Origin of the sequence: Sporosarcina sp. P20a, from assembly GCF_002743175.1 — a bacterium.
Classification (GTDB): domain Bacteria; phylum Bacillota; class Bacilli; order Bacillales_A; family Planococcaceae; genus Sporosarcina.
Window position 1 is genome coordinate 516255 of record NZ_PDYT01000001.1, and the last position, 26256, is coordinate 542510.

Annotated in this window: 25 protein-coding genes and 1 other annotated feature; of the genes, 20 read left to right on the plus strand and 5 right to left on the minus strand. The window is 37.8% G+C overall.

Annotated features, from left to right (window positions below; genetic code table 11):
• Positions 1-208 precede the first annotated feature (208 nt).
• The 4 genes from CSV72_RS02725 (at position 209) to CSV72_RS02740 (ending at position 5841) form a co-directional block, all read left to right on the plus strand.
• The gene (locus tag CSV72_RS02725; RefSeq protein ID WP_099676994.1) at positions 209-2434 is read left to right on the plus strand and encodes a PAS domain-containing sensor histidine kinase; all 2226 of its coding nucleotides are present in this window, start codon (positions 209-211) and stop codon (positions 2432-2434) included.
• A 162-nt stretch (positions 2435-2596) separates the two neighbouring features.
• Positions 2597-4276, plus strand: coding sequence for a hypothetical protein (locus tag CSV72_RS02730; RefSeq protein ID WP_099676995.1), 1680 nt, complete (start codon positions 2597-2599; stop codon positions 4274-4276).
• Between the two features lie 170 nt (positions 4277-4446).
• A complete protein-coding gene (locus CSV72_RS02735; RefSeq protein ID WP_099676996.1) occupies positions 4447-5487 on the plus strand; it encodes a coiled-coil domain-containing protein in 1041 nt (346 codons plus the stop codon).
• Positions 5488-5520: 33 nt separating this feature from the next.
• On the plus strand, positions 5521-5841 hold the full coding sequence (locus tag CSV72_RS02740; protein ID WP_143561141.1) for a hypothetical protein: 321 nt from the start codon (positions 5521-5523) through the stop codon (positions 5839-5841).
• Positions 5842-5944: 103 nt separating this feature from the next.
• On the opposite strand, the gene CSV72_RS02745 is transcribed toward CSV72_RS02740, so the two are convergent.
• Entirely contained in the window at positions 5945-6634 is a 690-nt protein-coding gene (locus tag CSV72_RS02745; protein ID WP_099676998.1) for a hypothetical protein, read from the minus strand.
• Positions 6635-7421: 787 nt separating this feature from the next.
• On the opposite strand from CSV72_RS02745, the gene CSV72_RS02750 reads away from it, so the two are divergent.
• Together CSV72_RS02750 and CSV72_RS02755 are read left to right on the plus strand one after the other, a co-directional pair.
• Positions 7422-8213: a gluconate 2-dehydrogenase subunit 3 family protein gene (locus CSV72_RS02750; protein WP_099676999.1), complete on the plus strand. Its 792-nt coding sequence runs from the start codon at positions 7422-7424 to the stop codon at positions 8211-8213.
• Between the two features lie 27 nt (positions 8214-8240).
• Positions 8241-9998: a GMC family oxidoreductase gene (locus CSV72_RS02755; protein WP_099677000.1), complete on the plus strand. Its 1758-nt coding sequence runs from the start codon at positions 8241-8243 to the stop codon at positions 9996-9998.
• A 69-nt stretch (positions 9999-10067) separates the two neighbouring features.
• Here the strand turns inward: CSV72_RS02755 and CSV72_RS02760 are convergent, their stop codons facing one another.
• Positions 10068-10766, minus strand: a complete 699-nt coding sequence (locus tag CSV72_RS02760) for a pseudouridine synthase (RefSeq protein WP_099677001.1) — start codon at positions 10764-10766, stop codon at positions 10068-10070.
• A 243-nt stretch (positions 10767-11009) separates the two neighbouring features.
• On the opposite strand from CSV72_RS02760, the gene CSV72_RS02765 reads away from it, so the two are divergent.
• The 4 genes from CSV72_RS02765 to CSV72_RS02780 all read left to right on the plus strand — a co-directional run bounded on the left by CSV72_RS02765 (position 11010) and on the right by CSV72_RS02780 (position 14688).
• A complete protein-coding gene (locus tag CSV72_RS02765; RefSeq protein ID WP_099677002.1) occupies positions 11010-11531 on the plus strand; it encodes a GNAT family N-acetyltransferase in 522 nt (173 codons plus the stop codon).
• A gap of 262 nt (positions 11532-11793) precedes the next feature.
• Entirely contained in the window at positions 11794-11994 is a 201-nt protein-coding gene (locus tag CSV72_RS02770) for a cold-shock protein (RefSeq protein WP_085130578.1), read from the plus strand.
• A 292-nt stretch (positions 11995-12286) separates the two neighbouring features.
• Positions 12287-12763, plus strand: a complete 477-nt coding sequence (locus tag CSV72_RS02775) for a peptide-methionine (S)-S-oxide reductase (RefSeq protein WP_099677003.1) — start codon at positions 12287-12289, stop codon at positions 12761-12763.
• A 116-nt stretch (positions 12764-12879) separates the two neighbouring features.
• The gene (locus CSV72_RS02780) at positions 12880-14688 is read left to right on the plus strand and encodes a M3 family oligoendopeptidase (protein WP_099677004.1); all 1809 of its coding nucleotides are present in this window, start codon (positions 12880-12882) and stop codon (positions 14686-14688) included.
• Between the two features lie 193 nt (positions 14689-14881).
• Here the strand turns inward: CSV72_RS02780 and brnQ are convergent, their stop codons facing one another.
• The 3 genes from brnQ to CSV72_RS02795 all read right to left on the minus strand — a co-directional run bounded on the left by brnQ (position 14882) and on the right by CSV72_RS02795 (position 18183).
• Positions 14882-16171: a branched-chain amino acid transport system II carrier protein gene (gene brnQ, locus CSV72_RS02785; RefSeq protein WP_099677005.1), complete on the minus strand. Its 1290-nt coding sequence runs from the start codon at positions 16169-16171 to the stop codon at positions 14882-14884.
• A gap of 253 nt (positions 16172-16424) precedes the next feature.
• Positions 16425-16677 (minus strand) — a binding site (T-box leader).
• Between the two features lie 207 nt (positions 16678-16884).
• On the minus strand, positions 16885-17583 hold the full coding sequence (locus CSV72_RS02790; RefSeq protein ID WP_233191050.1) for an anthrone oxygenase family protein: 699 nt from the start codon (positions 17581-17583) through the stop codon (positions 16885-16887).
• Positions 17584-17625: 42 nt separating this feature from the next.
• Positions 17626-18183 (minus strand): TetR/AcrR family transcriptional regulator, encoded by a 558-nt coding sequence (locus CSV72_RS02795; RefSeq protein ID WP_099677006.1) that lies wholly within the window; start codon positions 18181-18183, stop codon positions 17626-17628.
• A 263-nt stretch (positions 18184-18446) separates the two neighbouring features.
• Between CSV72_RS02795 and CSV72_RS02800 the strand changes: the two genes are divergently transcribed.
• From CSV72_RS02800 to CSV72_RS02845, 10 genes are all read left to right on the plus strand, one after another.
• On the plus strand, positions 18447-19370 hold the full coding sequence (locus CSV72_RS02800) for a DsbA family protein (protein WP_099677132.1): 924 nt from the start codon (positions 18447-18449) through the stop codon (positions 19368-19370).
• Positions 19371-19372: 2 nt separating this feature from the next.
• Positions 19373-19678, plus strand: a complete 306-nt coding sequence (locus tag CSV72_RS02805; RefSeq protein WP_099677007.1) for a monooxygenase — start codon at positions 19373-19375, stop codon at positions 19676-19678.
• A 100-nt stretch (positions 19679-19778) separates the two neighbouring features.
• Positions 19779-20516: a pirin family protein gene (locus tag CSV72_RS02810; RefSeq protein ID WP_199170038.1), complete on the plus strand. Its 738-nt coding sequence runs from the start codon at positions 19779-19781 to the stop codon at positions 20514-20516.
• A gap of 191 nt (positions 20517-20707) precedes the next feature.
• A complete protein-coding gene (locus tag CSV72_RS02815; protein ID WP_099677009.1) occupies positions 20708-21691 on the plus strand; it encodes a ring-cleaving dioxygenase in 984 nt (327 codons plus the stop codon).
• Between the two features lie 16 nt (positions 21692-21707).
• Positions 21708-22304: an NADPH-dependent FMN reductase gene (locus tag CSV72_RS02820; protein ID WP_199170039.1), complete on the plus strand. Its 597-nt coding sequence runs from the start codon at positions 21708-21710 to the stop codon at positions 22302-22304.
• Positions 22305-22458: 154 nt separating this feature from the next.
• Complete coding sequence (locus CSV72_RS02825) at positions 22459-22983, plus strand: YceI family protein (RefSeq protein ID WP_099677010.1); 525 nt, start codon at positions 22459-22461, stop codon at positions 22981-22983.
• A 95-nt stretch (positions 22984-23078) separates the two neighbouring features.
• Positions 23079-23528, plus strand: a complete 450-nt coding sequence (locus CSV72_RS02830) for a MarR family winged helix-turn-helix transcriptional regulator (RefSeq protein WP_099677011.1) — start codon at positions 23079-23081, stop codon at positions 23526-23528.
• Between the two features lie 81 nt (positions 23529-23609).
• Positions 23610-24545, plus strand: a complete 936-nt coding sequence (locus CSV72_RS02835; RefSeq protein WP_099677012.1) for a ring-cleaving dioxygenase — start codon at positions 23610-23612, stop codon at positions 24543-24545.
• Positions 24546-24777: 232 nt separating this feature from the next.
• Entirely contained in the window at positions 24778-25131 is a 354-nt protein-coding gene (locus CSV72_RS02840; RefSeq protein ID WP_099633497.1) for a hypothetical protein, read from the plus strand.
• Between the two features lie 168 nt (positions 25132-25299).
• The gene (locus CSV72_RS02845) at positions 25300-26214 is read left to right on the plus strand and encodes a conserved phage C-terminal domain-containing protein (protein ID WP_099633496.1); all 915 of its coding nucleotides are present in this window, start codon (positions 25300-25302) and stop codon (positions 26212-26214) included.
• The last annotated feature ends 42 nt before the right edge of the window (positions 26215-26256 follow it).

The following is a 26256-nucleotide window of genomic DNA, read 5'->3' on the forward strand; positions in this document are numbered from 1 at the left end:
GAGCATTGCTTTAGTAATGTGTATTTTCTAATAAAGTACGTGCGCCTGACAACAGCAAATTTGTAAAAATAAAAGGTAGCAGCATCCCACAGATGAAGGGATCTGGTACCTTTTTATCTCGTTTAATGGTATAATAAGTAAACTTAATTTGAATACTTCGAACCATTACCAAATAGCAGTAAAGTATAAAACATGGAGGTGAGAGATTATGAAAAATGACGTAGAGAGAGTAGCTAAAAACCCACATCTATATACTAAAGACAATATAATTCATTACGTGAGCAACGGATTCGTGGAATTAACTGGATATGAAGAGTGTGATGTATTAGGAAAATCCCTTATTGATATAGATGCATTATTACGATCTGAACACCAAACATCTATTCAGGAGATTAAAGTGACAGATTATTTATATATTTTCACTAGTAATAATTTGCCAATGGAAGTTGAAATAAGTATTGAAATCGTAAATAATGGAGACGCTAAAGTCTATTACTTTAAAGAGATGAAAGATTCAGCATTAAAATTTACATTAGATAACTTTGTTTGTACTGATACTTATAAAAATGGATCTGTAGCAATATTTAGCTATCCGGATAGTATTCTTCTACAACATGATGAGAACTATATTCATACATTGTCCTTAATGAACATGATTTCGGAAAATCCACTAGGTAAACATCCTTCATTTTCGAATAATATTTTAGATTTATTAAAAAAAGGCACTTCTTTCCATGAATTTGAGGTGGAATCAAAAGGTTCTAATGGAGTAGCGACTTATTGGGATATAAATGTAAAAATGATATGTGGAGATAAAAACAACAAGTATGTAATACTTTCTATTTACCATTTGACAGATATCACCTGTGAAAGAAAACTTACTACTAAACAAAGATGCGAAATGGAACTAATAGTTAGCAATACACCAAATATTGCAAGTACTATAGATACAGTAGACAATATGTCAAATGTTATAAATGGCATAGATATGGACGGACGACATACCCATATAAATAAAGTCGGCAGGCAAAACCTATCCCAACATATCCCACCGCATGTTCCGGATATACACTCAGTAACTAGTGAAATAGCATATAACTCTTTTGAAATGAACGATGTTAATGGGGATAAAATACTCTTTGAAGATACTTCCAATCAAAGGGTATTACGTGGAGAAAAGCTTATTGATCATACGGGAATTGTAAAAAGTGAATTTCTCACTACTTATTTTGGATGTGATAGAACGCCTACTTATAATGAGCAAGGAAATGTAGAAGAGATTTCACTTTATTATGCGTCATTCTCTCACAAAGACTTCAAAATAACATATATTAATGACTATGCATTTGAAATATTTAAAAAAGAAATACCCGATGTACATACAGAATTAGATGTAATCGGGAAAAGTTTTTTTTGCTTTTATAAGACTTTAGATGCAGATGATTTGATTAAAGAAATCTATAAATCTATCGAAAACAAATCCTCGTATACACATAAACTTAGTTTTTGTGTAGATGGGACTACTCACTATACAAAAACCATTTTTCAACCTATGTTCAATCAAAATAATGAAGTAGAAAAGATTATTGCCTTGGGGTTAGATATTTCCGATGAAGAATTAGCTAACAAAAGAATGGAAAAACTTCTTACAGCCCAAGAAGAATTATTCATCAACACATCTCACGAACTAAAGACACCATTAAGTGTAATATTTAGTGGAGCTCAATTATTGAATTTATATTTGGAAAATGATTCTCTGGAAGATTGTAGAGACGATATTTTAAATATTAATAAATCAATAATAGGGAATTGTTATAGACTAATCAAACTCATAAATAATATATTAGATATTTCAAAAATAGAATCGGGACTAAATGAATTATACTTATGCAATTACAATATTGTGGAGATAATAGATAGTATTGTACAATCAGTTTCAGAATACACCAAGTCTAAAGATATTCAAATTATATTTGACCCAGATGTGGAGGAACTATTAATAGCATTGGATGTGTATAAATTTGATAGAATTTTACTCAATCTTATTTCGAATGCAATAAAATTCTCTATTACGGGTAAAGTTATATTTATAAAGCTAGAGGTAACAGATCATCAAACAGTAAGAATTTCTGTAACTGACGAAGGTATAGGTATAGCTCAGGAGAGTTTGGACTCTATATTCGGAAAGTTCATACAATTAAACCGGAATTTAAACCGTATATCTGAAGGCACTGGGCTTGGTTTACCCTTAGCTAAGTCTATGGCTGAACTTCATGGAGGGAGTCTAACCGTAGAAAGCATTCTCGATAAAGGGAGTACATTTACTATTGAACTTCCTATTAAGACAATAGATACTACAAATAGTAACCAAGAAGATACGACTGACATTGATCGAGTTGAGATAATAAAATATGAATTCTCAGATATATATTAAAAATGAGTTCCTATGTGAGAAACTTACGTGAATGTATAAACATCCATGAAAGTTTCGTGCATGGGTGCTTTTTTACAATTTCAATAAACATGAAACGATTTCCCGCCTTATCCGTATACCTAGTAGGAAACAAAATCTAGTAACTGGAAAAGAGTGTTGGATATGTTGAGTTTACTACTATTTTCATTGCTTGTAGGGGTCGTAGCGAGTGCGATAATCGTGCCATTCCTTTCTGTAAATAACAAAAAAGAACCGTTGTCTTTTAACCGTTGGATCGCTTTTGGAACACTGACGGTGATCAGTACGATTGGCGTATTTATATTTTATTACGTGACGAATTTAGATCGCAACTGGACATCGTTGTGGGCATTGTTACTTGTCGTCGCTATTTTAGGGGCAGTCGTTTCTCAAGGGGTGGAGCGTAAAGTCAAAATGGTCGTGTCGTTGGCTGCCTTACTCGTTGGAGTATATGTATTAAGTGCGCCTCTTTTCAACGCAAATAAAAAGTATGAAACGGTTGCGATGAAGCAAAAAGTGGAAATTACTGCGTTTGATGAAACGAAAACGCCAGCTAGTGTACCCCCAAAGTTTGCACGCAATAAAATGAAAAAAGCATTTGGTCAAGTCCCGGATACGAGCTATTATGAACTGGGACATTTGCAAATTCAAAAAGTGAATGATGAATTTGTCTATATTGCACCTGTTGAGTTTTCAGGGTTTTTCAAATGGTTTAATGGGAAAACGACACCTGGTTACTTCACGATGAGTGCCACGGATTCATCGGATAATCCGAAATTCATTAAAACGGAAATGGCGTATACGACGTCTTCTTACTTCCATAAAAAAGTGTATCGTAAAATGCGTATGGAAATGCCGGATTTGATTTTTTACGGAGATGTTCAATTAGAAATTGATGATGATGGGAAGCCGCATTATATTCGCACGTATGGGGAATTCATTACAGCACGTAACGGATTTAACGCCAAAGGAATTGTCATGTTGGACCCTGAAACAGGTGCAACGAAGAAGTATGCGTTACAAGATGTTCCGGAGTTTATTAATGGAGCGGTTTCACCAGAAGCAGTAAGTCTTCAAAATAGCTATTTCGGGAATTACATCCATGGTTTTTGGAATTCACTTGTTGGGAAAAAAGATGTGAAGATTCCATCAGATGAAGGGACAGAAGCGAATGTCAGTCCGATTTTTAATGCGGATGGACATATGTATTACTTCACTGATTTCACCAGTCCAAAAGAAGGCGTGGATTCTATGCTTGGCTATGCCTTAACAGATGGTCGAACAGGGAAAGCGACGTATTATACGGGGGATTTGGAAGAGTCGTACATGGATTCACAAGGTGCGCTTCAAATTATTGAAAAGAAGTTTATTGAAAAGAAATGGAACGGTGAAATGCCTGTCTTGTATAATTTCTACGGTGAAGCGAGCTGGTTGACACCCGTACTCGATTCGAACGGATTCTTGCAAAATTATTTCATTGTTTCTGCTGCGAATCCTGAGATTTCTGTATTTGCGAATACACCCAATGAAGCGTTGAAATTGTATAAAACAGCACTTCAACGTGGTGGCAGTACGGTGGATGGAAGTTCTGATGCAGAAGAAGCGAAAGCAACAATTACAGCGATGCGTGTATTTAAGGAACGTGTCGGTGATTTTACACTCGTATCAATTCTAGCGAAAGATGGTCGGAATTTCCTTGTTTCATCTGAGGTTGAACCCCTTTCTATATATGTAAAAGAAGGCGATCAGCTGGCAGTGACGTATTTGGAAACGGGAGAGTTATTCCTACCTGTGAAGGAATTGGTTAATAACAGTGTGAATTAAATGAGTATGAAATAGCCTGACAGCGCATTAGCGTTGTCAGGTTATTTCATTTTCTGTAAGTTTTAAATTTGTTCTCTCAGTTCTAATTAATAGTATTGAAATAGGCACATTATTATAGCCTATTACATAAACTAGTACATAAATATATTTAAAGTAGGTGCTCATAAATAATGAGTTTATTTATCAATGAAAAACATCATAAAAATATATATAAAAATAATAATAAAATCATTACTACTAATCCGAAAGTTTTTAGAAGTGATCCAGTAATAGAACTTATAGAAGAGCATCAAAAGGCGAATGATTCAATCTATAAAATCTTACGTAATCTTGAAAAAAGGGGTGATCAACTAGATATAAAATGTGACAGATTAGATCTAGAGATTAAAAAAAACAAAAAAAATCATGGTGAGGATACTGAACATATAAGACACAAATTAGTAGATATCGAGGCTGCCATCCAGAAATTAGCGCAAAGATTAGACATTCAAGAGACCACAGAAGAAATGTTAATGGATCAGATAAATACTATCTATAACGAAAATAATAAAATTATAGAAAAAGTAGATCGACAAGAATTGATGGAAAAACAAATATTTGATCAATTTCTCACACAAACCCAAAATCATGAACTCGTTCTTAAACGACTCGACAGTCAAGAAGAAATCTCGGATAAAAATATTATACAAATGGATCGCTTTCGCTCGATTGAATTGAAGCGTCATGCCGATGAACTTGAGGAATTGTGTAGAGTGCATGCAAAATTGGAACAGCAGTTAGCTGAAGTAGATGAGACAAAGCTCTTCATGCAGAAAGTATATAATGATATACAGAAACAACTACATCAATTTGCACTAAAAACCGAAGAAATTTTGAGTAACGCGGATGAACAATTTTTAGAACACAAAAGAATCCATGAACAATATTTGGAACAAGTACGAAAGTATACACACAGTGGTAAACAATTAGAAAATCGAGAGCTAGCAACAACTTCTATTACGAAATATTCATCAAGGACGTCATTAGCAGAAATAAATAGAGGTAAAGAGTTAGATATAAAAGAAATAAGTTGTTCAATAAATAAACAGCAAGAAGTAAAGAGGAATCTGAAACCTTTGATCCGAAAGAAAACATTTGGAAATATAAAGCAAAATAAAACTCGTGTATTAAATAAAAAGTTTAGTAAACATCCGAAGATAGATGACTTTTAGAAGGTTTTCAGGAACATTGAAAGGGTGGTACTTGTGACAGAAAAGGGTAATGATAAAGGGGTATTTAGAAGTGAAATACAAAAACTGTTTCCGGAATTAGTCGAATTTGATGAGATTCTGGATCAGACGGAGATGCCTACTGTGGAGCGAAGTACTACGTATGAAGTGAAAGAAGTAAATAAGAAAGAGCTTGAAACGATTAAAAGATCAGCGTTGAGCCGTGGGGGGAGGTTTGAAAAAGCTGAATCGAATGAGTCTAGAACGAAAATGGATTTACTATATGAAATACGAGATAAGCTAACGGATGTAGATAAAAAAATGGATAAAATCATTACCTATATTGAAATGGAATGATAATGGCATTACACTATTTTTCTTGATGATGTAAAAAATATTCACAAAAATAGCAGAATGCCACTTTGAGTCGAAGTGGCATTCTGTATTCATCTATTCAGTATTATGTGTTTAAATCATAATCTACACAAGGATCAACTGTTGGTTGACATGCAGTAGGTGCTTGTTCAAACACATCTTCCACTGTAACAGTATTGTTCAATCTATAAGAGTGTGCATCGATTAGTAAATTTTCTTTTTTCCAAAGCTTGTCGATAATAAACCCTTTAACAAATAGATAATCTCCTTCAATATAGCATTTCAAATATACTTGGACACAAGATCCGTCTACGATTTTAAGGGCTTCACTAGCGGGTACATAGTGTCCAAAACCTGGATCTGTTGATACGCTATGAAAGTGAGAACAGTAAAACTCGTGTTTATCATGCATGACAAATGCACAACCTGTTTCATTTTCCACGATGATCTGATAACCAATTGTAATATCAATTGCAGAACAATCATATCTTGGTACTTCATTTGCACATGTTAGAATGACGTCGACGTCGCAGTCTGTAGGATAGACTGGAGTAACGCCACCGCGGCAATGTGGAGAGCTGGTGAAATCGCTGATGGGATAACTCTTGCAAAAGGTTTCCACACATATAAAGCGATCTTGATGAGCGCAAATCAACGTATGCGGCTCCCAGCCTACAATAGAATGCAGTGAATTTTGAAGCTTGGGTGGAAACGCACCTGTTTTCTTGTATAGTGAATGCAAATCCGTATACTTATTTTGATCCTCTTTTGTCAATTTAACTCCTCCTAAACTATTTTTGTAAGACCTTACATTAATACTATATGAAAGGGGAGTTAAACCGTTCGGGCATATAGCTATACAGTACTCTAAAAACAGTATGATGCCATTAAAACCTGGTTTGCCTCATATTAGATTCACGCTAGAACGTTGAAAATGAAGAGTTTACATATGTATTATTTAGCATGTACCGATAATAATTCGAATGTCCGAGTGATGAGACTTACTTATTAAACATGGTATAGATTCGCTACTAAGTGAAATCTTTAAATGACAATCTACTTCACCGTAATCATCTCTTTCAACTGATTAGATGTACGACTACCTCGATATTCAGGCAAATACATCCGTGCCTGGTCTTTCCCTAACTTATCTTCAATTCCCCATATAGTCTTCACTTATACTGAGTCATTAAAATTTCAGAGCACAACACTGTTATTACTAATTTCTACAATTGTTAATTTACATATTGATATGAAAGAATAAAGCGTATTTTTATTTTTTGAAAATAGTAATATCACAAGCATATTATGAATGACATTCTTAATAATTAATCAAATCTTTATATATCTATCAAATTATCAAAAAATTTGAATATATCAATACATAACGTATTGAATAGCAAAATGAACTGTGGTAAAGTCGGGGGACTATGGTGAAATTGCTACTATTTTGTCAATATAGGTAGTCTGTATTCTTGTTGACACAAATTAACAATTTCTCTATATGGCAACAAAGCAATGGATACTAGTACTGACTAATTTTCATGCATAGGAGTGATGAAATGGCTGATAACAATAACCCAAAAACAGAAAGTCATGATCCGGGGCGTAGAAACTTTCTGAAAAACACCGGTCTAGTTGTAGGTGGCGTAGCAGGTGGATCTTTACTAGGTGGTTTATTTACGAATCAGATGAAATCAGATGACGGCAAAAAAGGGGAAAATGAAGACGCTGTCAAAGTGGATCCGTCCCATGCACGGGTATTTTTCGGGCGCTTTGAAGACTTTATCGTGCTGGCGACGGCTACGGAACTGATTTTCCCTGAAGACGACAACGGCCCAGGAGCTATCGGGTTGGATGTACCGTATTTTATCGATAAACAACTCGCAGGAACTTGGGGCATAAATGGTGACGACTACCGTCAAGCACCTTTTACCAATCTAGAAGGTTTGAAGAAAATCGAGAAGGCTGATGAAAAAGTCAATCATTCACGGGCGAACCGAGGGAAAATTTTCTTGGAAGGTTTACGCTTGATGAATTCAGAAAGTATGAAGCGATTTGATGCTTCTTTTGACCAAGCTACTGAAGAGCAACAAAATGAAATCATGGGCGATCTTGCAGCGGGTAAGCTCGACATGAAATCTATTCCTTCGGATGCGTTCTTTGCGCTACTCAAGCAAGCTACATTAGAAGGGGCGTTTTCTGATCCTTTATATGGTGGCAATAAAAACATGGACGGTTGGCGAATGAAAGAATTTGCTGGAGCTCGACCTTCTTATGCAGACGTTATTGAAAGTGAAGAATTTGTTAAACTAGATCCAATTAGTTTGACGGACTATCAAAGAAAGAAATAAATTCAACATTTTCAGGAGGTAGAAGATATGGCAGAAGAACTAAAGAAAGTAGACGTAGTAATTGTAGGTACTGGCTGGGCTGGTGGGATTACTGCTGCTGAACTCGCGAAAAAAGGATACAAAGTAGTGGCACTTGAAAGAGGTAAAGAACAATCACGAGACGACTTCATTGGTGCGAAAGACGAATTAAAGTACTCCATTCGTTACGATATGATGCAAGATTTATCGAAAGATACTGTGACAGCAAGAGGTAGTATGGAAGAAACAGCGAAGCCGGTTCGTAATAATAACTATGCGCGCTTTGGGAATGATACAGGCGGCGCTAGTGTTCACTGGAATGGCGTAAGCTTACGTTGGTTACCTTATGACTTTGAGATACATAGTCAAACAGTTGAAAAATACGGTGCCAAAAAGATTCCTGAAAACTGTACGATTCAGGACTGGGGCGTTACATACGATGAAATGGAACCGTATTATGATAAATTCGAAAAAACAGCTGGCGTTTCTGGTGAGGAAAACCCTGTCGGACCTCCACGTTCGGATAAGTATCCAAATCCACCTTTGAAAACGACACCATCGATCGAACTGTTTAAAAAAGCTTCAACAAATCTTGGGTATCATCCGTATCGTTTACCAGCTGCGAATATGTCTGAGTCTTATACAAATCCAGATGGCGAGACGATCAATGCGTGTATGTATTGTGCGTTTTGTGAAGAGTATGGATGTGATTTCGGTGCCAAAGGAGATCCAATCGTTACGGTATTGGAAACGGCAAGAAAAACAGGAAACTTTGAAATTCGGAATGAATCCACTGTGACTGAAGTCATTCATGATGGAACGAAAGCAATCGGCTTGAAATATATTGATAATATTACAGGTACGGAATATATCCAGCCTGCAGATATTGTCGTGTTAGCTGGATTTGTCTTTACGAATAATAAATTATTACTAAAATCTAAAATCGGCAAGCCGTATAATCCTGAAACTCAAGAAGGCGTGATCGGGAAAAACTTTACAGGTCACTTTAGTAATATTAGTACCTACATAGGTGCACGCGGCTTCTTTGATAATGAAAAGTGGAATTTATCAATGGGTACAGGTGCACTAGGTGCGAAAGTGGATGACTTTGCAGGAGATAACGTAGATCATACCGATCTCGATTTCCTTCATGGCTATGAAATTCGTTACTACCATTTAGGGCAACGTCCGATTGATAATAACCACGTTCCAGAGGGTACGCCTGCATGGGGTAAGGAATACAAAGAGAAAAATTTATTTTATCATAACCGTAGTTTAATCATTAGAGCAAAAACTGCTTTCCTGCCTAACCGCTATACGTATCTAGATTTGGATCCTACGTATAAAGATGAATTTGGCGATCCACTAATTCGTGCGACAGTGCATTATGAAGAACAAGACATCAAACGTGCACAACATGGCGTTGAAACATGTAAGGAAATCATGACAGAAATGGGTGCGGATATTATTGATCTAGTTGACGTGCCGGACGAGGTGAAGTTTGATAGTAAGTTCTATACCAACCACTTCCTTGGTGGTGCCATTATGGGTGAAGATCCTGTTACATCCGCTGTTAATACGTATTCGCAAATGTGGGATATGGAGAACTTGTTTGTGCTTGGTGGATCTTCCTTCCCGCATAACAGTAACCATGACCCTACAGAAACAATCGGTGCATTCGCTTACCGTGCTTCAGAAGGTATGATCGAGTACCTTGGCGGTGAAGGTGGCTTGTTAGTAGAAGCTAAACAAACGAGCAAAGCTTAAGTGTGAATATGAATGACCTATTATAATAGCCTAGCATCGCACATGCGATGCTAGGCTATTTTTACAAAATTACAGTTTCAACTTCGCTATCTCTTCGTCAGACAAGTAACGCCAGTGACCACGTTCCAATGATCCGAGCTCAATGTGCTTGATTCGCACTCTTTGCAAGTGCGTGACAGTATATTGAAATCGTCTGCACATTCTGCGGATCTGTCGATTCAATCCTTGAGTCAATGTTATGCGAAATGTAAAGTCATCCAACTGTGTGACAGCACAAGGGTTAGTCGTCGTATAGCCTTTTGTTCTTGGATTGTAAATATCTACGCCGTTTGATATATCTTTTATAAATAGATCCGTGATTTTTTTATTGACCGTTACGACATATTCTTTTTCCTGCTGATTTTCTTCTTTCATTAACTCATTTACAATACTTCCATCATTGGTTAATAAAATAAGGCCTTCCGTTTCTTTATCTAGGCGGCCAACGGGAAATATACGTTCAGGATAGGCGATAAAGTCGATAATATTACCGGCAATCGCAGGAGAAGCAGTACAAGTGATTCCACTCGGTTTATTAAGTATCATATAAATATCTTGTGCTGTGTGCGTGATAGTGTGGCCGTCTACTTCGATATGATCATGCTCTTTAACAAAGTAGACATGTGACGCAATCTCGCCGTTTACTAGCACCTTTTTTGCTGTAATATAGCGCTCCGCTTGTCTTCTAGAACATAATCCCGAAGAACTAATATATTGATTCAACCTCAACGTGTCCGCTCCTTGTCTATCTACGTGTTTCTTCCATTGTAACATGTTTGCTATTTCGCTTAATGATTTCATGTAGCTTACTACTATAGAAGGAGATCAACTTACTGTTTCATTTAATAAGAAGATTCACGTTCTTTACAGTAGGTTGAAAGCGCGTGGTTATATTATAATGAAGTTATGCAAAGTTTCCTTGTTAAACAAGTTCATCCAATTGCAAATCATAAAAATTAGGAGGGGCTGTCAATGAATATTGAATTCATACCATTAACCGAACCAACATCCATGCTTGTGAATACGCTCAACCGATGGGGCAATGACATGAATTTAAAATCATTGTCTCAACCTAATCCAAGTAGAGCGGAATGGGAACGTGAGAATATTTTGACCATAGAAGATATATACCATCGTTTAACATATCAACATGTATACCTGATGTATTTGGAAAACCGGCTTATCGGTGAAATGAGTTATACCGTGGACCCTGAACATCTGCTTCATAAGACGTCAGAAACAGCATGGATCAGTATTTTGATTGGTGAGCCTGAATGTCGTGGGAAAGGTATTGGTAGGATGGCTTTAGAGTATTTGGAAGAGCAAGTGAGAAAGCATGGTCTTACGCGTATCGAGCTAGGTGTGTTTGAATTTAATGAGCCTGCGCTGAAGCTTTATAAGAAGTTAGGGTATCAAGAAATGGGGCGCATAGAAAACTTCACGTATTATGAAGAAAGCATGCGAGCTGATATTCGAATGGAAAAGCATATTTGAATGTGATTTCAAAAGTCCACGTAAACACTGAAAAACAGCAGGTTCTTAGATATAAAAAAGAAGAACCATAAAGGTTTGTTTTAAGAAAGAAACAAAGGGGTTGCTTTTTTTTAATATGTCTGTTATATTTAAAGAGTATTATCTTTGTTCTTTTTCAGATCGAGAATATATTTCATGTAAATATATTTTGTTTTTCGTCTAAAGTTTTGAGCAAGTATAGTAACATCATTGTGTGGACATCCACACTAGGAGGCAATTAATTATGGAACAAGGTACAGTGAAATGGTTTAACGCAGAAAAAGGTTTTGGCTTCATCGAGCGCGAAGCAGGGGAAGACGTATTCGTACACTTCTCAGCAATCCAAGGCGACGGTTTCAAATCTTTAGACGAAGGTCAAAGTGTAACATTTGAAATCGAACAAGGACAACGTGGCCTACAAGCTACAAACGTTCAAAAAGCTTAATAACAGCTTGAAAAAGACCCTACTTGTAGGGTCTTTTTTTATTTGCTGAAAATTTATACATATCGTATACGTAAAAATTACTTGGATGAAATATATTCATCATGTCATTGCATTTTTTTCGAACGAGAAGTTGATGGGAGATCGTAACATCTTGTGCAGCGATGGAATACGTTTAAACATCCGTGTAATTTATGTATACTATCAAGGAACAGAAAAGATATTAGACGACGCGTGGAAGGACTCAAAACCCTAGTCTAGCGGGTCAAGACTTACAGACGAGAGGAGCGTCAATATGGAAGTAGTATATATTGCTGGCGGCTGTTTATGGGGAGTGCAGGCTTTTATAAAAACCTTGCCAGGCGTGACATGTACGGAAGCAGGGAGAGCGAATGGAACACTTCATTCACTAGAAGGCGATTATGACGGGTACGCTGAATGTGTAAAAACAGAATTTGATCCTACAGTTGTATCCGTCACGGAATTAATGGAGTATTTATTTGAAATCATTGATCCTTATAGTTTGAATAAACAAGGAGCGGATGTTGGCGAGAAATACAGAACAGGTGTCTATAGTGAAAATCTTGACCACTTGAAAGAAGCGACAGCGTTTCTTACGAAGAGAAGTGATGCTGACCGTATAGTTGTGGAAGTAGGACCACTTACAAACTATGTGAGAAGTGCAGACGAACATCAAGACAGATTAGCTAAATGTCCAACTGATTATTGTCATATACCAGATGAGCTATTAAATAGGTATAAACCATCTTGAAATCAAACAGAATGAACACAGTTTGACGAATTGGTTTATAATGAACATAGTTATCAAAACTTTCTTATTTTAGAAACAAAGTTTAAAATAGATATATATAAGGAGAGTGACATACATTGAAATATACGAACACATGGGATCTGGAGAGTATTTTCACAGGTGGAACTAATTCTGAGGAAGTTCAAACGAAACTTTCGGCTGTTAAAGAAGATATTGAATTGTATACGGATCAGTTAAACGCATGGAACAGTGATCCGGCTAACGATGCCTCTACTTTACATGAACTATTAAAAAAGCAAGAAGTAATGGGTAAAGGACTTGGCCAAGTAGGTACATTTATTAATATGTGGCGTGACGCCTTTATGGATGATCCGTATGCAAGCGTTGTCAAAGGCCAAGTAATGGAATTAAGCAGTGAAATCCAGCAACTATCTACAATTTTTACTAAAAAGCTGGTAGCCATTTCGGATGAAAACTGGAATACATTACTTGAAGACGATTCATTACGGGTCATCAGTTTTTCATTAAATGAAATACGTGAAGAAGGTAAGCGTCTAGTATCTGAAGCGGAAGAAAAACTGATTGCTAAATTAAATAAAGACGGTCTTGCCGCGTGGAGTGACCTATACAATACAGTAGGTTCTACTATGACTGTTCCTTTTACAGATAAAGAAGACAACACAACAGACTTATCTATTGGGCAAGCGATGAACAAAATGTACGCGGATCCTGAGCCAGAAGTGCGTGCAGCATTATTTGAGAACTGGGAAAAGACATGGTCTACGAATGGACCAATCTTTGCGGACATCTTGAATCATTTAGCAGGCTATCGCTTAACATTACAAGAGGTTCACGGAAGAAAAGGTCATTTAGAAGAGCCGCTTGAATATAACCGGATGTCTAAAGATACACTCACTGCGATGTGGTCAGCAGTAGATGCGCAGAAACAAACATTTATTGATTACTTAGGACAAAAAGCGGATTTGTTTGGCATGGTACAACTCGGCTGGCAAGACGTGGCGGCTCCAGTTGCGGTTGGCGAAACGAAGCCAACACGTTTCACATACGACGAGGCTTGTGATTTTATTATTGAAAACTTCGCTTCATTTGGTCCGAAATTAACCGAGTTTACAAAACATGCACTAGAAAATCGTTGGGTGGAAGCGGAAGATCGCGCAAATAAACGCCCAGGTGGTTATTGCACCAGCTTGCCTGAATTTGAAGAGTCCCGTATTTTCATGACGTTCACAGGTTCACCAAGTGATACGAGTACATTAGCGCATGAATTAGGACATGCATTTCATAGTCACGTAATGAAAGATTTACCGACACTGAACCGTAGTTATGCGATGAACGTCGCAGAAACAGCGAGTACGTTTGCGGAAACGATTATCGCGGATGCTACGGTGAAAAATGCTGCATCGGATGAAGAAAAAATCTCTCTTTTAGCTAATAAATTAGAAGGCGCTACAGCGATGTTTTTAAATATTCGTGCTCGCTTCTTGTTTGAGGATAACTTTTACACGGAACGCGCAAAAGGCATTGTATCAGAAACTCGCTTGAATGAATTAATGGTAGAAGCACAAAAAGAAGCATTCGGTGATAGCCTGTCTTCTTATCATCCACATTTCTGGGCGGCTAAGTTGCACTTCTTTATCGATAGTGTACCGTTCTATAACTTCCCCTACACATTCGGGTACTTGTTCAGCTTAGGGATCTACGCAGAATACTTGAAACAGCCTGAAGGATTTGAAGAGAAGTATATTGCGCTCTTGCGAGATACGGGATCGATGAAAGTGGAAGACCTAGCGAAGAAACATCTGGATGTAGATATTACGAAAGAAGATTTCTGGGCAGCTGGCATTTCGCTCGTTGCGAAAGACGTAGAAGAGTTTGTTGAATTGAGGGATATAGTACAGAAGTAAAATTAAAGGGGTGAAATGTGATTACAATCATCCTAACAGTGATCGTCGTTGCATTCATGGTTGTCGCGGGGTATAAAACTGCGCAAAAAATCAATAAAAGGTAATGATGTTAGAATATGCAGTAATAAAAGGCGAAAAATCCCGCTTCTTTTAATAAAAGAAGCGGGATTTTCTATTTGTTTTACTGACTTCCTTAATGAGAAAACCTATCCATTATATAACCAATGAAGGCAGCAACTAACGCGGGTACAGCCCAGCCGAGTCCATATTCGAAAAATGGAATAACTTCTAGCCACTCGGTAACGCGATCTGGACTGTATCCCAACTTCGTGAATACTTCGTATAACGCAAAAGCGGACGTGATAAATATGGAGAGCCGATACATCATCTTTCCGCCGCCTGCAACATGTTGGAATAAAGATAAAATGATTAACACAATAGAGATCGGATAAATAAACACTAATAAAGGTATGGCCAATGCTAATATAGCATTCAATCCTAAGTTAGATACTAACAAACCGACTAGTACAAAAATAGCGACATAGGCCTGGTAACTTAGTTTTGGATATATTTCATTGAAAAATCTTGAACAGGCATTAATTAGACCGACACAAGTCGTTAAACAAGCTAGCATGACAATGATACCGAAAAGAAGTCCGCCGCCGCTTGGGAACAACATGCTGGCTGCTTGAGTTAATACTTCTGCGCCATTTCCGAAATTTTGTTCTTTCGGAATCACCTTGCCGATCCATCCTAGTGAGAAATACACAATGGCTAATCCCGCGCTAGCTATCATTCCGGCACCAAGAGTCCCTTTAACAAGTTCTGCCTTCGACCTCGAACCTTTATCTTTCAACGCATTGATTACAACAATTCCAAATGCCAGCGCTGCGACAGCATCCATCGTGAAATAGCCTTCCAAAAAGCCATTAACAAATGGGGCGGATGCATAATCTGGTTGCGGAGCAGAAGATATGTTATCAAACTTGATAAAAGCTTGGACGACAAGTACTCCTAAAACTAATAAAAGAATAGGCGTTAAAAATTGGCCGATGCGATCTACAATTTTTTTAGGGTTTAAGCTGATGTAATAGGTTAAACCGAAAAATAATAAAGAGAATACAAGCAAAGGGAAGCTACCATCCACTTGAACGATTTGTTTGAATCCTAGCTCATACGCCACGTTTGAAGCTCTTGGAATACCGTAGAAAGCTCCGATAGACATATAGATGATGATTGCAAAAACTATTCCGAACACTTTATGTACACGGTTACCCATCGACAATAGTCCGTTATCAGACAAGGCGATCGCCATAATCGCCATGAAAGGTAGTAGAACACCTGTGATAAGGAAGCCTATAATAGCGGGTGCAAAGTTAGTACCAGATTCTAAACCGAGAAACGGTGGAAAGATGAGATTTCCAGCTCCGAAAAATAAAGAGAAAAGCATGAATCCTGTGAATAGTATGTGTTTTTTACTCACGATAATACCTCCTGATGTGTTTTGTGTGTGCCTAGAGTAAAATGAAAGTACATAATATCGATATGTATAAAGCGATTATAATCTAGAATATTGCGACTTTGCAAAATATAGTGTTAACTGTATCGGTTGTTTTCCCGGTACAGTAGATTCAACGTATACATTTAGTTGTGAAAGATGGTTGCTGTCAATCTGGTGCCGTATTCATCTTCATTTTTCACTCCTATATTTTTGCGCATAAAAAACTCGCCCCCTAAATAGGGACGAGTTTTTACTCGCGATACCACCCATGATCCAAAAGCTTCGTAAAACAATAAGAAGGTCTAACCCTCAGTCACCTTACGATTATACGTTTTCCATTTAACGTTGGAAGTCCGGCAAAATTTACTATTTTCAACTTTGCATCTAAGAGATGATTTTCGGATAAGATCTGTCCATCAGCTTTCACCAAACGCTGACTCTCTGGGGAACAAGTTTCCTATCGTACTCTTTCTCGTCACTGAATATTATATACTACAATACAATTTAACAGACAACTATTAGAAAGGTCAATACCTTTTAATATATTCAGAATATTTGAGTGCCTTTATATATTGGAGTAAAAGGAAATTCCAGACAGAAGTAGAAAGTTTAATGTTTTTCTTGGGTACACCGATGAATGCATATAACTAAAAGCCGGTCACAACGACTTTTTGCAAATTGATGCGTTTTCGTTATTATGTAATATTCAACGCTATGATTAGTGTAGAGACACTCAAAATGCAAGTGATGGTACGCAAGTTGTTCAGCCGTGTCCAACTGGATTCAAAACGGACTCTTAATTTATTCCATTTAGCATCGCTTGCAGGTAGCTCAGCAGAGATAATGGCTTTATTTAGTGGAAGGTTTCCTAAGAAAGTAATGAGTAAAGTCGCAATATAAAAGATCAATGCGATAGATCCTAAAACAACTTGATCAAATTGCTGTGCCAAAACAGCTACTACAATAAATCCAATTTGCACTATAAGTGCACTATTTGAAATAATGAGGAAAAGTGGATTGGCTACGGATGAAGTCAAGTGTCTACTGGCAAGAACGAAAGTACGATCATCTGCTTTACGCAGACCGGGCATAACGGAGTTGGCGTATGCAAAGACGATGCCAGCCATCATTCCGGTTGTGAGTACAGCGAGGCACGCTAAAACTGTAAAGAGTAATGACTTAGTATCTTCGATTGGCTCAATTTGCTCAGCCATCAACCCTTCACTTAGTTCCGTAGATTTTAGTGCGGTTGGTTGCGAAAAACTGTATTGCTGTAGTTGGTGGTCATACATCTCGGAGTGGGGTACATGGTCCGAAGCAAAGGCTATCGATGGCAATAGCAATACGCAGAAGATGACTAAGACAGCACGAAACCCTGTAAATAATCCATTCATATGTGTTTATATTTCCTTTAGTGTGTACATGTTACGCAGTATTCAATTGTCATGCTTGTGAAGTAAATGAGGAATGGCTAATCGAATAAATTCTTCTGGTGTGATCTTGTTACTTTGTCTTTTCCATTCTACAGAAGCTCCATAGATTCCCCAGCTCAAGATGACAGCGGTAATTTTCAACCCTTCATCTTCTTCTGTTTTATGTTGTTTTAACAGCATTCTATAAAAAATGATTTCGAGCTGTTCTCGAATATTCCGTGCAATCGTATCTTCATATCCTCTATGACAACGATTCGATAAGGATTTTTGGAAGTTCGTGATCGCGACAAAAATACTCGTGATCACTTCCTTATTTAATTCATTACCTTGATAATTGCTGCAATCCAAATTCACTACTAACACTTCAGATAATACCTTTTCCAATAAGTCATATATATCCTCAAAGTGATAATAAAACGTCGCACGATTAATCATCGCTTCCGCCGCAATATCGGTTACCGTAATATCTTTAAATTCTTTTTTACCTGACAGTTCCATAAAAGTATCCATGATTAATTTACGTGTCCGTAGAATTCGGGGGTCCGTCTTCGGCTGATTCATGTCGTTTTCCCTCCTACTTTTCCGACAATGTCTTCAATGTGTTGTATAAGCGACAAAACCAAGGTTCTATTGGTGTTGATCATTTTCATTATGGTATAGAATTTGGTTGTAGGCAAACGATTAGCGCGTAGAGCAGAGGTTGCTAAACGTAATTAAATTTTACGGTAGCGGTGGAAATCAGAAAAAATAGATTCGCATGGAAGAAAACATGGATTCCGTATCTTACAGAAAAGGGGAATAATACATTGAAAAACAACAATAATATGATGTGTGATATGGAAACAGGCGTATGTGGAGAAGCTGGAAGCGAGGAAATGGAAATGATCGATTTTAACCAGCCAGCAAAAGAGATTAATTTGTATTATGTGACGGATCCTATATGTTCTCATTGTTGGGCGATTGAACCTGAGCTTCGTCGTTTTGTAGAACAATATGGTCATTATTTCAACATGCATACAGTGATGGGCGGTTTATTGGAAAAATGGCATGACGGTCCGATCGATCCTGGAAACGGTATTTATAAGCCGGCCGACGTGGCGGGGCATTGGAGAGAAGTTGGAGAACATTCAAGAATGCCGATTGATGGTAGTTTAATGGTTGATAATCCAGTTCAATCGTCGTATCCACCATCTCGTGTATTTAAAATTATTCAAAAGAATCATGGCGATACACTTGCATCTGCCTATTTACGACGTACAAGAGAAGAGCTTTTCGTATTCAATCAAAATATTTCGAAACGCGCTGAGATGGTTGGAATCGTCAATGCACTTGGCCTTGATGGAGAAGCGATTGTCAATGAAGCCGAACAACCCATCGGACAACAATTATTGAATGAAGACTTTGCTCAAGCGAGAAGTTTAGGCGCTACAGGTTTTCCAAGTGTAATTATGATCAATGCGGAAAATAAAGGCTTGAAAATTGTAGGTGGTCGTCCACTTGAATCGTACATTGACGGATTAAAAAAAGTGCTAGACGTGGACACACTACAACCAAAGCAACAACCAGCACTTTCTAGCTTGCTTGAACAAGAAAGACTTCTTTTCTCAAAAGAAATTGAAGTGATGTACGATGTGGAGCAATCCAACGTAACTTCTTATGTAGAAAATGAACTTTCACCAAATCAATATCAAGCAAAAGAAATACTTGGAGAAATCTATTTCACAACTACTGAACCAAAAGGAGAATGACCATGAGCTACATTGTACAAGTCGATTTTAAAATGAATGGACCGTTTGGAGAAGAAATGGCAGAAGGATTTGCTGACTTAGCCAAGAGCATTAATGAAGAAGAAGGATTCATTTGGAAAATATGGACAGAAGACCCTGAAACAAAAGAAGCCGGTGGAATTTATAATTTCGAAACAAAGGAATCAGCTGAAAAATATGTAGAGATGCACACAAAGAGATTAGCTAGCTTCGGCATTACGGATATTAACGCAAAAATATTTGCTGTTAATTCTACACTTACTGCGATAAATAAAGGACCCGTCAAATAATAAATAGAAATATTCGTATTCAACACGTACGACAATATAAAATCGACTTCCTTTTGGGTAGTCGATTTTATTATATACGATGAAAAAGGAGGAGTTACGATTGTTACAAAAACTTGCAGCAGGTCATCATGCGGTACCGTTTAGAGGGCCTTTCACGATTACACGCATTCAACCGGGTAATATTCTTGGGGATAAAATGACAGACACGGCGTTTGGACCGTTAGCGATCATTGATCATGCGTTAATGAAAAAAGGGTTAACGATTAAAATGCATCAGCATATCAACGATGAAATTTTGAGTTACATTAGCTCAGGCGTCATGCATCATCGTGATTCTGCTGGTTTTGAAGCGCCCATTGCACGGGGGGAATTAATGATGATGAATGCAGGATCAGGATTTTGGCACGAAGAGAAAGTGATAGAAGATGAAGTGGAAATGCTTCAAATCTTCGTACGACCGAATGAGACGGACCTTTCTCCGGAAATTCAATTTCATGACAAACCGTTAGACAATGAGGCTTGGTATGTGATGGTAGGGCCTAAAGGAAGTGAAGCACCTCTTTATGTTCGACAACACGTATACATACTAGACGCGCATCCTAGGGCGGGTGAAGTGGTAGACGTTCCAATGTATATGGGTCTCACTCCTTTTCTCTATGTAATGAATGGAGAGATTACGATGAAGCATCTCACAATTGGCAAACAAGAAGCGGTAACCGATGTAATCCATCCTCTGCCATCCTTTGTCGCGAATGAAGACACTACGACTGTATTGTTCTTTGTTGACTTGAATGCGCCTATGTCTATGGATGGAACGATTAGTGGTTTGAAGAACTAACATCAAATTAATTATTATAAATTAAAGTGTTGACAATGAAATGAGCGCATGATATATTTATATTGAATTCGAGATAAGTTAATTAATCGCAAAAGCGATTGACGCTAATTTAAAGACAATCTCTTTTTTTTAAACGAATTTATCTTGAATTAATAGTATATCAAAACGAGCTAATATATAGGAGGATGTACATGAATCATTTAAAAGGTATTCATCACGTAACAGCGATTACGAGTAGTGCAGAAAAGAATTATGAATTTTTCACCTATGTATTAGGAATGCGTCTCGTAAAGAAAACTGTCAATCAAGATGATGTGCAAACCTATCACTTATTCTTCGCAGACGATAAAGGCTCGCCTGGAACAGATATGACATTTTTCGATTTCCCGGGTATTCCAAAAGGTACGCATGGAACGAATGAAATTTATAAAACTTCATTCCGTGTACCGACAGATGCGGCACTTGATTACTGGGTGAAACGCTTTGAAAAATATGAAGTACAACATAATGGAATCGAAGAAGTTTTCGGTAAAAAGACGATTTCATTTGTAGACTTTGATGATCAACAATATATGTTAGTTTCCGATGAGTTGAACGAAGGTATTGAGTCAGGAACGCCTTGGCAAAATGGTCCCGTACCATTGGAGTTCGCCATTACAGGTTTAGGACCTATTCATATTCGTATCGCTGAATTTGATAAGTTTAAAGGCGTTTTGGAAAACGCAATGTTCATGCGAAAGATTGCAAGTGAAGGTTCACTCCATTTATTCGAAGTCGGTGAAGGTGGAAATGGCGCGCAAGTCATTGTGGAACATAATGAAACGTTACCTGAAGGTCGACAAGGATTCGGTACAGTGCATCACGCAGCTTTCCGCGTGGAAGATACGAACGTATTGCATGAGTGGATAAATCATATGCAATCATCTGGTTTTAGAACTTCAGGCTATGTAGATCGCTTCTTCTTTGAATCTTTATATGCAGCAGTAGCGCCTGGCATCCTATTTGAATGGGCAACAGATGGTCCTGGTTTTATGGGAGACGAACCGTATGAAACAGTTGGGGAGATTCTTTCATTACCACCATTCCTTGAAGCGCACCGCGAAGAAATTGAAGCATCAGTAAGACCAATCGATACAGTACGTAGCACACGTACATTCGACAAAGAGTATTTGTAAGGAGTTGGAATGAACAATGAGCTTTTTCAGTAAATTATTTGGAACAAAACAAGAGGAGGAAATAACCATGACAAAATCAAACATCGGTATTATTTTAGGATCCACACGTGAGGGACGCGTAAGTCCACAAGTAGGAGCATGGGTAAAAGAATTGGCAGACAAACGCGGAGATGCGAATTACACGATTATTGATATCGCGGATTATAAATTACCACTTCTAGGCGAAGCAGGCGGCGATGCATCAGGTGCAGCAGCATGGTCAGAAATTATCGCAAAACAGGACGGATTCGTATTCATCGTTCAAGAATACAATCACTCTATTTCGGCTTCACTTAAAAATGCATTAGACTACCTTCGCGTAGAGTGGAACGACAAAGCAGCAGGTATCGTTTCATACGGTTCAGTTGGCGGAGCTCGTGCAGCAGAACATTTACGCGGTATTTTGAGCGAATTATCCGTGGCGCATGTTCGTGTTCACCCTGCACTTTCATTATTTACAGACTTTGAAAATGGCACAGAACTTAAAGCTGCTGACGTACAAGCCGCTTCAGTAAACCAAATGTTAGACCAAGTAATTCCTTGGACAACAGCATTGAATACAATCCGTAAATAAGCTAAAGGTATAAAGTTTTCTATATGGGTCATAGTAATAGAGTGTTTACACTTAAATACAACGATTTCAGATACAACCAAATCAAATATATTGAATTCAAGACAATTATATTGTATAATAGTCTTAATACGTAAATAAAGAGGAGAGTTTTAACATGACAAAATGGAATGTAGATGCAGCGCACACGAACGTAGGATTTTCAGTAAGACATATGATGGTATCCAATGTAAGAGGTAGCTTCACTGGAGTGGAAGGATCGGTTACTGGAGATCTAGACAATTTAACAGATGCGAAGATTGACTTCAAGATTGATGTGAACACCATCAATACAAATAATGAAGATCGTGATAACCACCTTCGTTCAGCTGATTTCTTTAATGTAGAACAATATCCGACTATCACATTTGATTCGACTGAAATTGTCAAAACAGGAGAAGACGAATACGATGTAACTGGCGATTTGACAGTTAAAGATGTTACGAAGAAAACTACATTTCACGTAGCGCGTACGGGAGCTGGGAAAAATCCTTGGGGTGTAGACGTAGTTGGATTTGAAACAGCTATCAAAATTTCTAGAAAAGAATATGGTTTAACTTGGAACCAAGCACTAGAAACAGGCGGCGTATTAGTAGGCGACGATATTAAAATCACAGTAGAACTTCAAGTGAATCCAGCATAACGAATAGACGATACTCGCCTCTTTCTGATTGAATAGGATTACTTGAGCCACTAGTGAGTGAATAAAATATAGTAAAACTAAGTGAGATGATAAGTATGAATGCAAAAGATCAACTGGAAGAGGCATTATCTCTAAAATTATTCATTGTTCTAACTCGAGCTGTAGAGTCAATCAAAAAGCGTGTCATTGAAGATATAAAATGTTTGGGGTTAAACCCGACAGAGTTCGCGGTTTTGGAGTTCATTTACAGTAAAGGTGATCAACCGATACAAAAAATTGGTGTGAAAGTGTTAATTGCCAGTAGTAGTATTACGTATGTGGTTGATCAGTTAGAAAAGAAAAACTTATTAATGAGAAAACCGTGTCCGAATGATCGTCGGGTCACACATGCTGCTTTGACGTTTGAAGGAACGGAACTGATGAATAAAGTCTTCCCAGAACATAAAAAAGCGATGAAAGAAATTTTTAGTGGGTTAGGCGTAATAGAAAAACAAGAGTTAATTGAACAACTAAAAAGAATAGGGTTACATGATCAAAATTTGTAATTTTTAATCTGATATCTCGAATTAGTAATAATGTAATTGATGCTAAACTTGAATGTTATAATACCTAAGGAGTGAACATACATGATGAAGAAAACTAGTGGAATCCATCATATAACAGCTATTGTCGGGAATCCCCAAGAAAACGTCGATTTTTATGCAGGCGTTCTAGGTTTACGTTTAGTGAAAAAAACAGTGAACTTTGATGATCCAGGTACGTACCATTTATATTTCGGTAATGAAGGTGGCAAGCCAGGTTCGATTATCACGTTCTTCCCATGGGCAAATGCCTATCAAGGGAAAATAGGAGATGGCCAAGTAGGTGTAACTTCTTATGTTGTTCCTCTTGGAGCACTAATGTTTTGGGAACAACGCTTAGCCAAATTTAACGTAGATGTAACGAAGACAGAACGATTTGGTGAGCAGTACCTACAGTTTAATGACCCTCATGGTCTTCAACTTGAAATCGTGGAGCGTGCAGAAGGTGAACAAAATGCATGGACATTTGGAGGCGTGACACCTGAAGTAGCGATTAAAGGATTCGGTGGCGCTACTTTATATTCTTCACAACCGACTAAAACAGCTGAACTTTTGGAAAACGTCATGGGACTTGAACTGATTGGAAAAGAGGGAGACTATATTCGTTTCCGTTCATCCGCTGATATCGGAAATATTGTTGATCTTAAAGCAACTGCAACGGGTAAAGGACAAATGGGTGTCGGAACCGTTCACCATATTGCATGGAGAGCGATAGATGACCAAGATCAGTTGGAATGGCAAGAACATGTTTCAGATCATGATTATGGCGTGACGGCAGTTAAAGATCGAAACTATTTCAATGCGATTTACTTTAGAGAGCATGGAGAAATTTTATTCGAAATTGCTACGGATCCTCCAGGCTTTGCTCACGATGAGTCGGAAGAAACGATGGGACAAGAATTGAAGTTACCCGCACAATATGAACAACATCGAGATGAACTGGAGCGCAGATTGATACCGATCACTGTACGTGAATTATAATCCATCAACTCGTCTTAGGTCCGATGTGTCTACTTTAAAGAAGTTAGTGAAAGGTGTGTAAATGGTCGTCAACTGTGTAACAGACGGCATTTCTATCCTGCACTAGCTTCTTTTTGTATGTATCTTCACATTTTATTTTCAAAAGGTGTATCCTTATTCAGAAAGCTCTCTATATAGCTAGTGAAGAGGCAAATAGCTGCCACTTACAACAAGTTAGTAGGGGGAAACTAGTATGCAAATTATCCATGAACCATTTCTGCAATTTCATCCACACACAGCGGCGAAGATCGGACTCAATGAATCGATGTTCTTGCAGCAAATCCATGAGCTGTCTTTTGGTCCAAATGATATCGAAGAAGGAACGCAGTGGGTAAGCAGATCGTATAAAGAGTGGCATTCGGTGATGAATTTCTGGTCAATGGCTACGATTATCCGAGCGATACGAAAACTGGAGAAGTCCGGCTATATTTATTCGAAGCGACTGAACTTCGGAGAAAAGATGTATCTCGTGGATTACGAAGTATGCAAGTCGAATGCGGTATATTTGCTTCAACCAGCGAGCGAGGAAGTAGTGACTATCAACTAATATGTATTACAGGTGAGTGGAGGCCCTATGCTTCCGCTCTTTTTTCGTACAGTTTTGTAGCTAGAAAAAAATAGTTTAATAAGGAGTATCCTTACGCAAAAAGTCCTCTATATAGTAAGTGAAGTGGTGAATTGCTATCACTTACAGACATTTTAGGAGGAATTCAGTATGAAGTTATTAATCAATGAACAGCCATTACAATTACTACCGTCACTTGTGCATTTAGTCGGGTTAAATGAAGCGTTATTTCTGCAGCAATTGCATTTCCGTTCACTTATTTCAAAAAATGTGCGCGACGAATATCAGTGGGTGTATAAAACAGTTGATCAATGGCAGGAGGAATTTTCATTTTTGTCATGTATGACGATCAAACGCACGATTTATAATTTGGAAAAGCAAGGATACCTCATTTCGACTTCAGAATATAACAAAATGAAAATTGATAAGACGAAATGGTATCGGATTGATTATACTAAACTACCTGTTTTGTCTATTCAAGATGACACGTCGTTTGAAGAAGCCATGCCAGCAAAAAGTGAACTAGACATACCTCATGCGATGTCTCAACCTGATACATCACCAAACGAAAAAGAAGACGATGCGACGTTTCAATCTGATACACCGGACGTTTCACTTCGAAACGCTGTGTCGTACCAAAGTGAAACGAAGGACTGTACCACTCTGGTACGGCCTATAACCAAAGAACTTAAAGAACTTAAAAAAATAAAGAATAATGATCTTGTCGAGAAGCCTCTCGACGTTACGCTTTTCGTCATTGCTTATCTGAACGAGAAAACCGGTAAGCAATTTAAAGCAACATCTGCAGCAACAAAGAAATTTATTCGCGCAAGAGTGAAAGAAGGCTATACACAACAGGATTTTGTACAAGTCATTGATCTCAAAGTGTCGCAGTGGAATACCCATCCCGAATTCCGAGCGTACTTACGTCCTTCGACGTTATTTAACCCGACGAACTTTGAAAATTATTTGAATGAACAACCAGCTATTCCTGTAGAAAACATGCAAAGGCGCGTACCTCAATCACCTGTATTGGATTTTAGTGGAGGAGAGTATTTAGGCTAGATAGCATGCGTAAAAGAGATAATAAATCTATGGAAAAAAGAT

Coding starts and splice junctions, on each gene's coding strand:
- CSV72_RS02725 (WP_099676994.1), top strand. CDS start 209: ATGAAAAATGACGTAGAGAGAGTAGCTAAAAACCCACATCTATATACT.
- CSV72_RS02730 (WP_099676995.1), top strand. CDS start 2,597: ATGTTGAGTTTACTACTATTTTCATTGCTTGTAGGGGTCGTAGCGAGT.
- CSV72_RS02735 (WP_099676996.1), top strand. CDS start 4,447: ATGAGTTTATTTATCAATGAAAAACATCATAAAAATATATATAAAAAT.
- CSV72_RS02750 (WP_099676999.1), top strand. CDS start 7,422: ATGGCTGATAACAATAACCCAAAAACAGAAAGTCATGATCCGGGGCGT.
- CSV72_RS02755 (WP_099677000.1), top strand. CDS start 8,241: ATGGCAGAAGAACTAAAGAAAGTAGACGTAGTAATTGTAGGTACTGGC.
- CSV72_RS02765 (WP_099677002.1), top strand. CDS start 11,010: ATGAATATTGAATTCATACCATTAACCGAACCAACATCCATGCTTGTG.
- CSV72_RS02770 (WP_085130578.1), top strand. CDS start 11,794: ATGGAACAAGGTACAGTGAAATGGTTTAACGCAGAAAAAGGTTTTGGC.
- CSV72_RS02775 (WP_099677003.1), top strand. CDS start 12,287: ATGGAAGTAGTATATATTGCTGGCGGCTGTTTATGGGGAGTGCAGGCT.
- CSV72_RS02790 (WP_233191050.1), bottom strand. CDS start 17,583: ATGAATGGATTATTTACAGGGTTTCGTGCTGTCTTAGTCATCTTCTGC.
- CSV72_RS02795 (WP_099677006.1), bottom strand. CDS start 18,183: ATGAATCAGCCGAAGACGGACCCCCGAATTCTACGGACACGTAAATTA.
- CSV72_RS02800 (WP_099677132.1), top strand. CDS start 18,447: ATGATGTGTGATATGGAAACAGGCGTATGTGGAGAAGCTGGAAGCGAG.
- CSV72_RS02805 (WP_099677007.1), top strand. CDS start 19,373: ATGAGCTACATTGTACAAGTCGATTTTAAAATGAATGGACCGTTTGGA.
- CSV72_RS02815 (WP_099677009.1), top strand. CDS start 20,708: ATGAATCATTTAAAAGGTATTCATCACGTAACAGCGATTACGAGTAGT.
- CSV72_RS02820 (WP_199170039.1), top strand. CDS start 21,708: ATGAGCTTTTTCAGTAAATTATTTGGAACAAAACAAGAGGAGGAAATA.
- CSV72_RS02825 (WP_099677010.1), top strand. CDS start 22,459: ATGACAAAATGGAATGTAGATGCAGCGCACACGAACGTAGGATTTTCA.
- CSV72_RS02830 (WP_099677011.1), top strand. CDS start 23,079: ATGAATGCAAAAGATCAACTGGAAGAGGCATTATCTCTAAAATTATTC.
- CSV72_RS02835 (WP_099677012.1), top strand. CDS start 23,610: ATGATGAAGAAAACTAGTGGAATCCATCATATAACAGCTATTGTCGGG.
- CSV72_RS02840 (WP_099633497.1), top strand. CDS start 24,778: ATGCAAATTATCCATGAACCATTTCTGCAATTTCATCCACACACAGCG.
- CSV72_RS02845 (WP_099633496.1), top strand. CDS start 25,300: ATGAAGTTATTAATCAATGAACAGCCATTACAATTACTACCGTCACTT.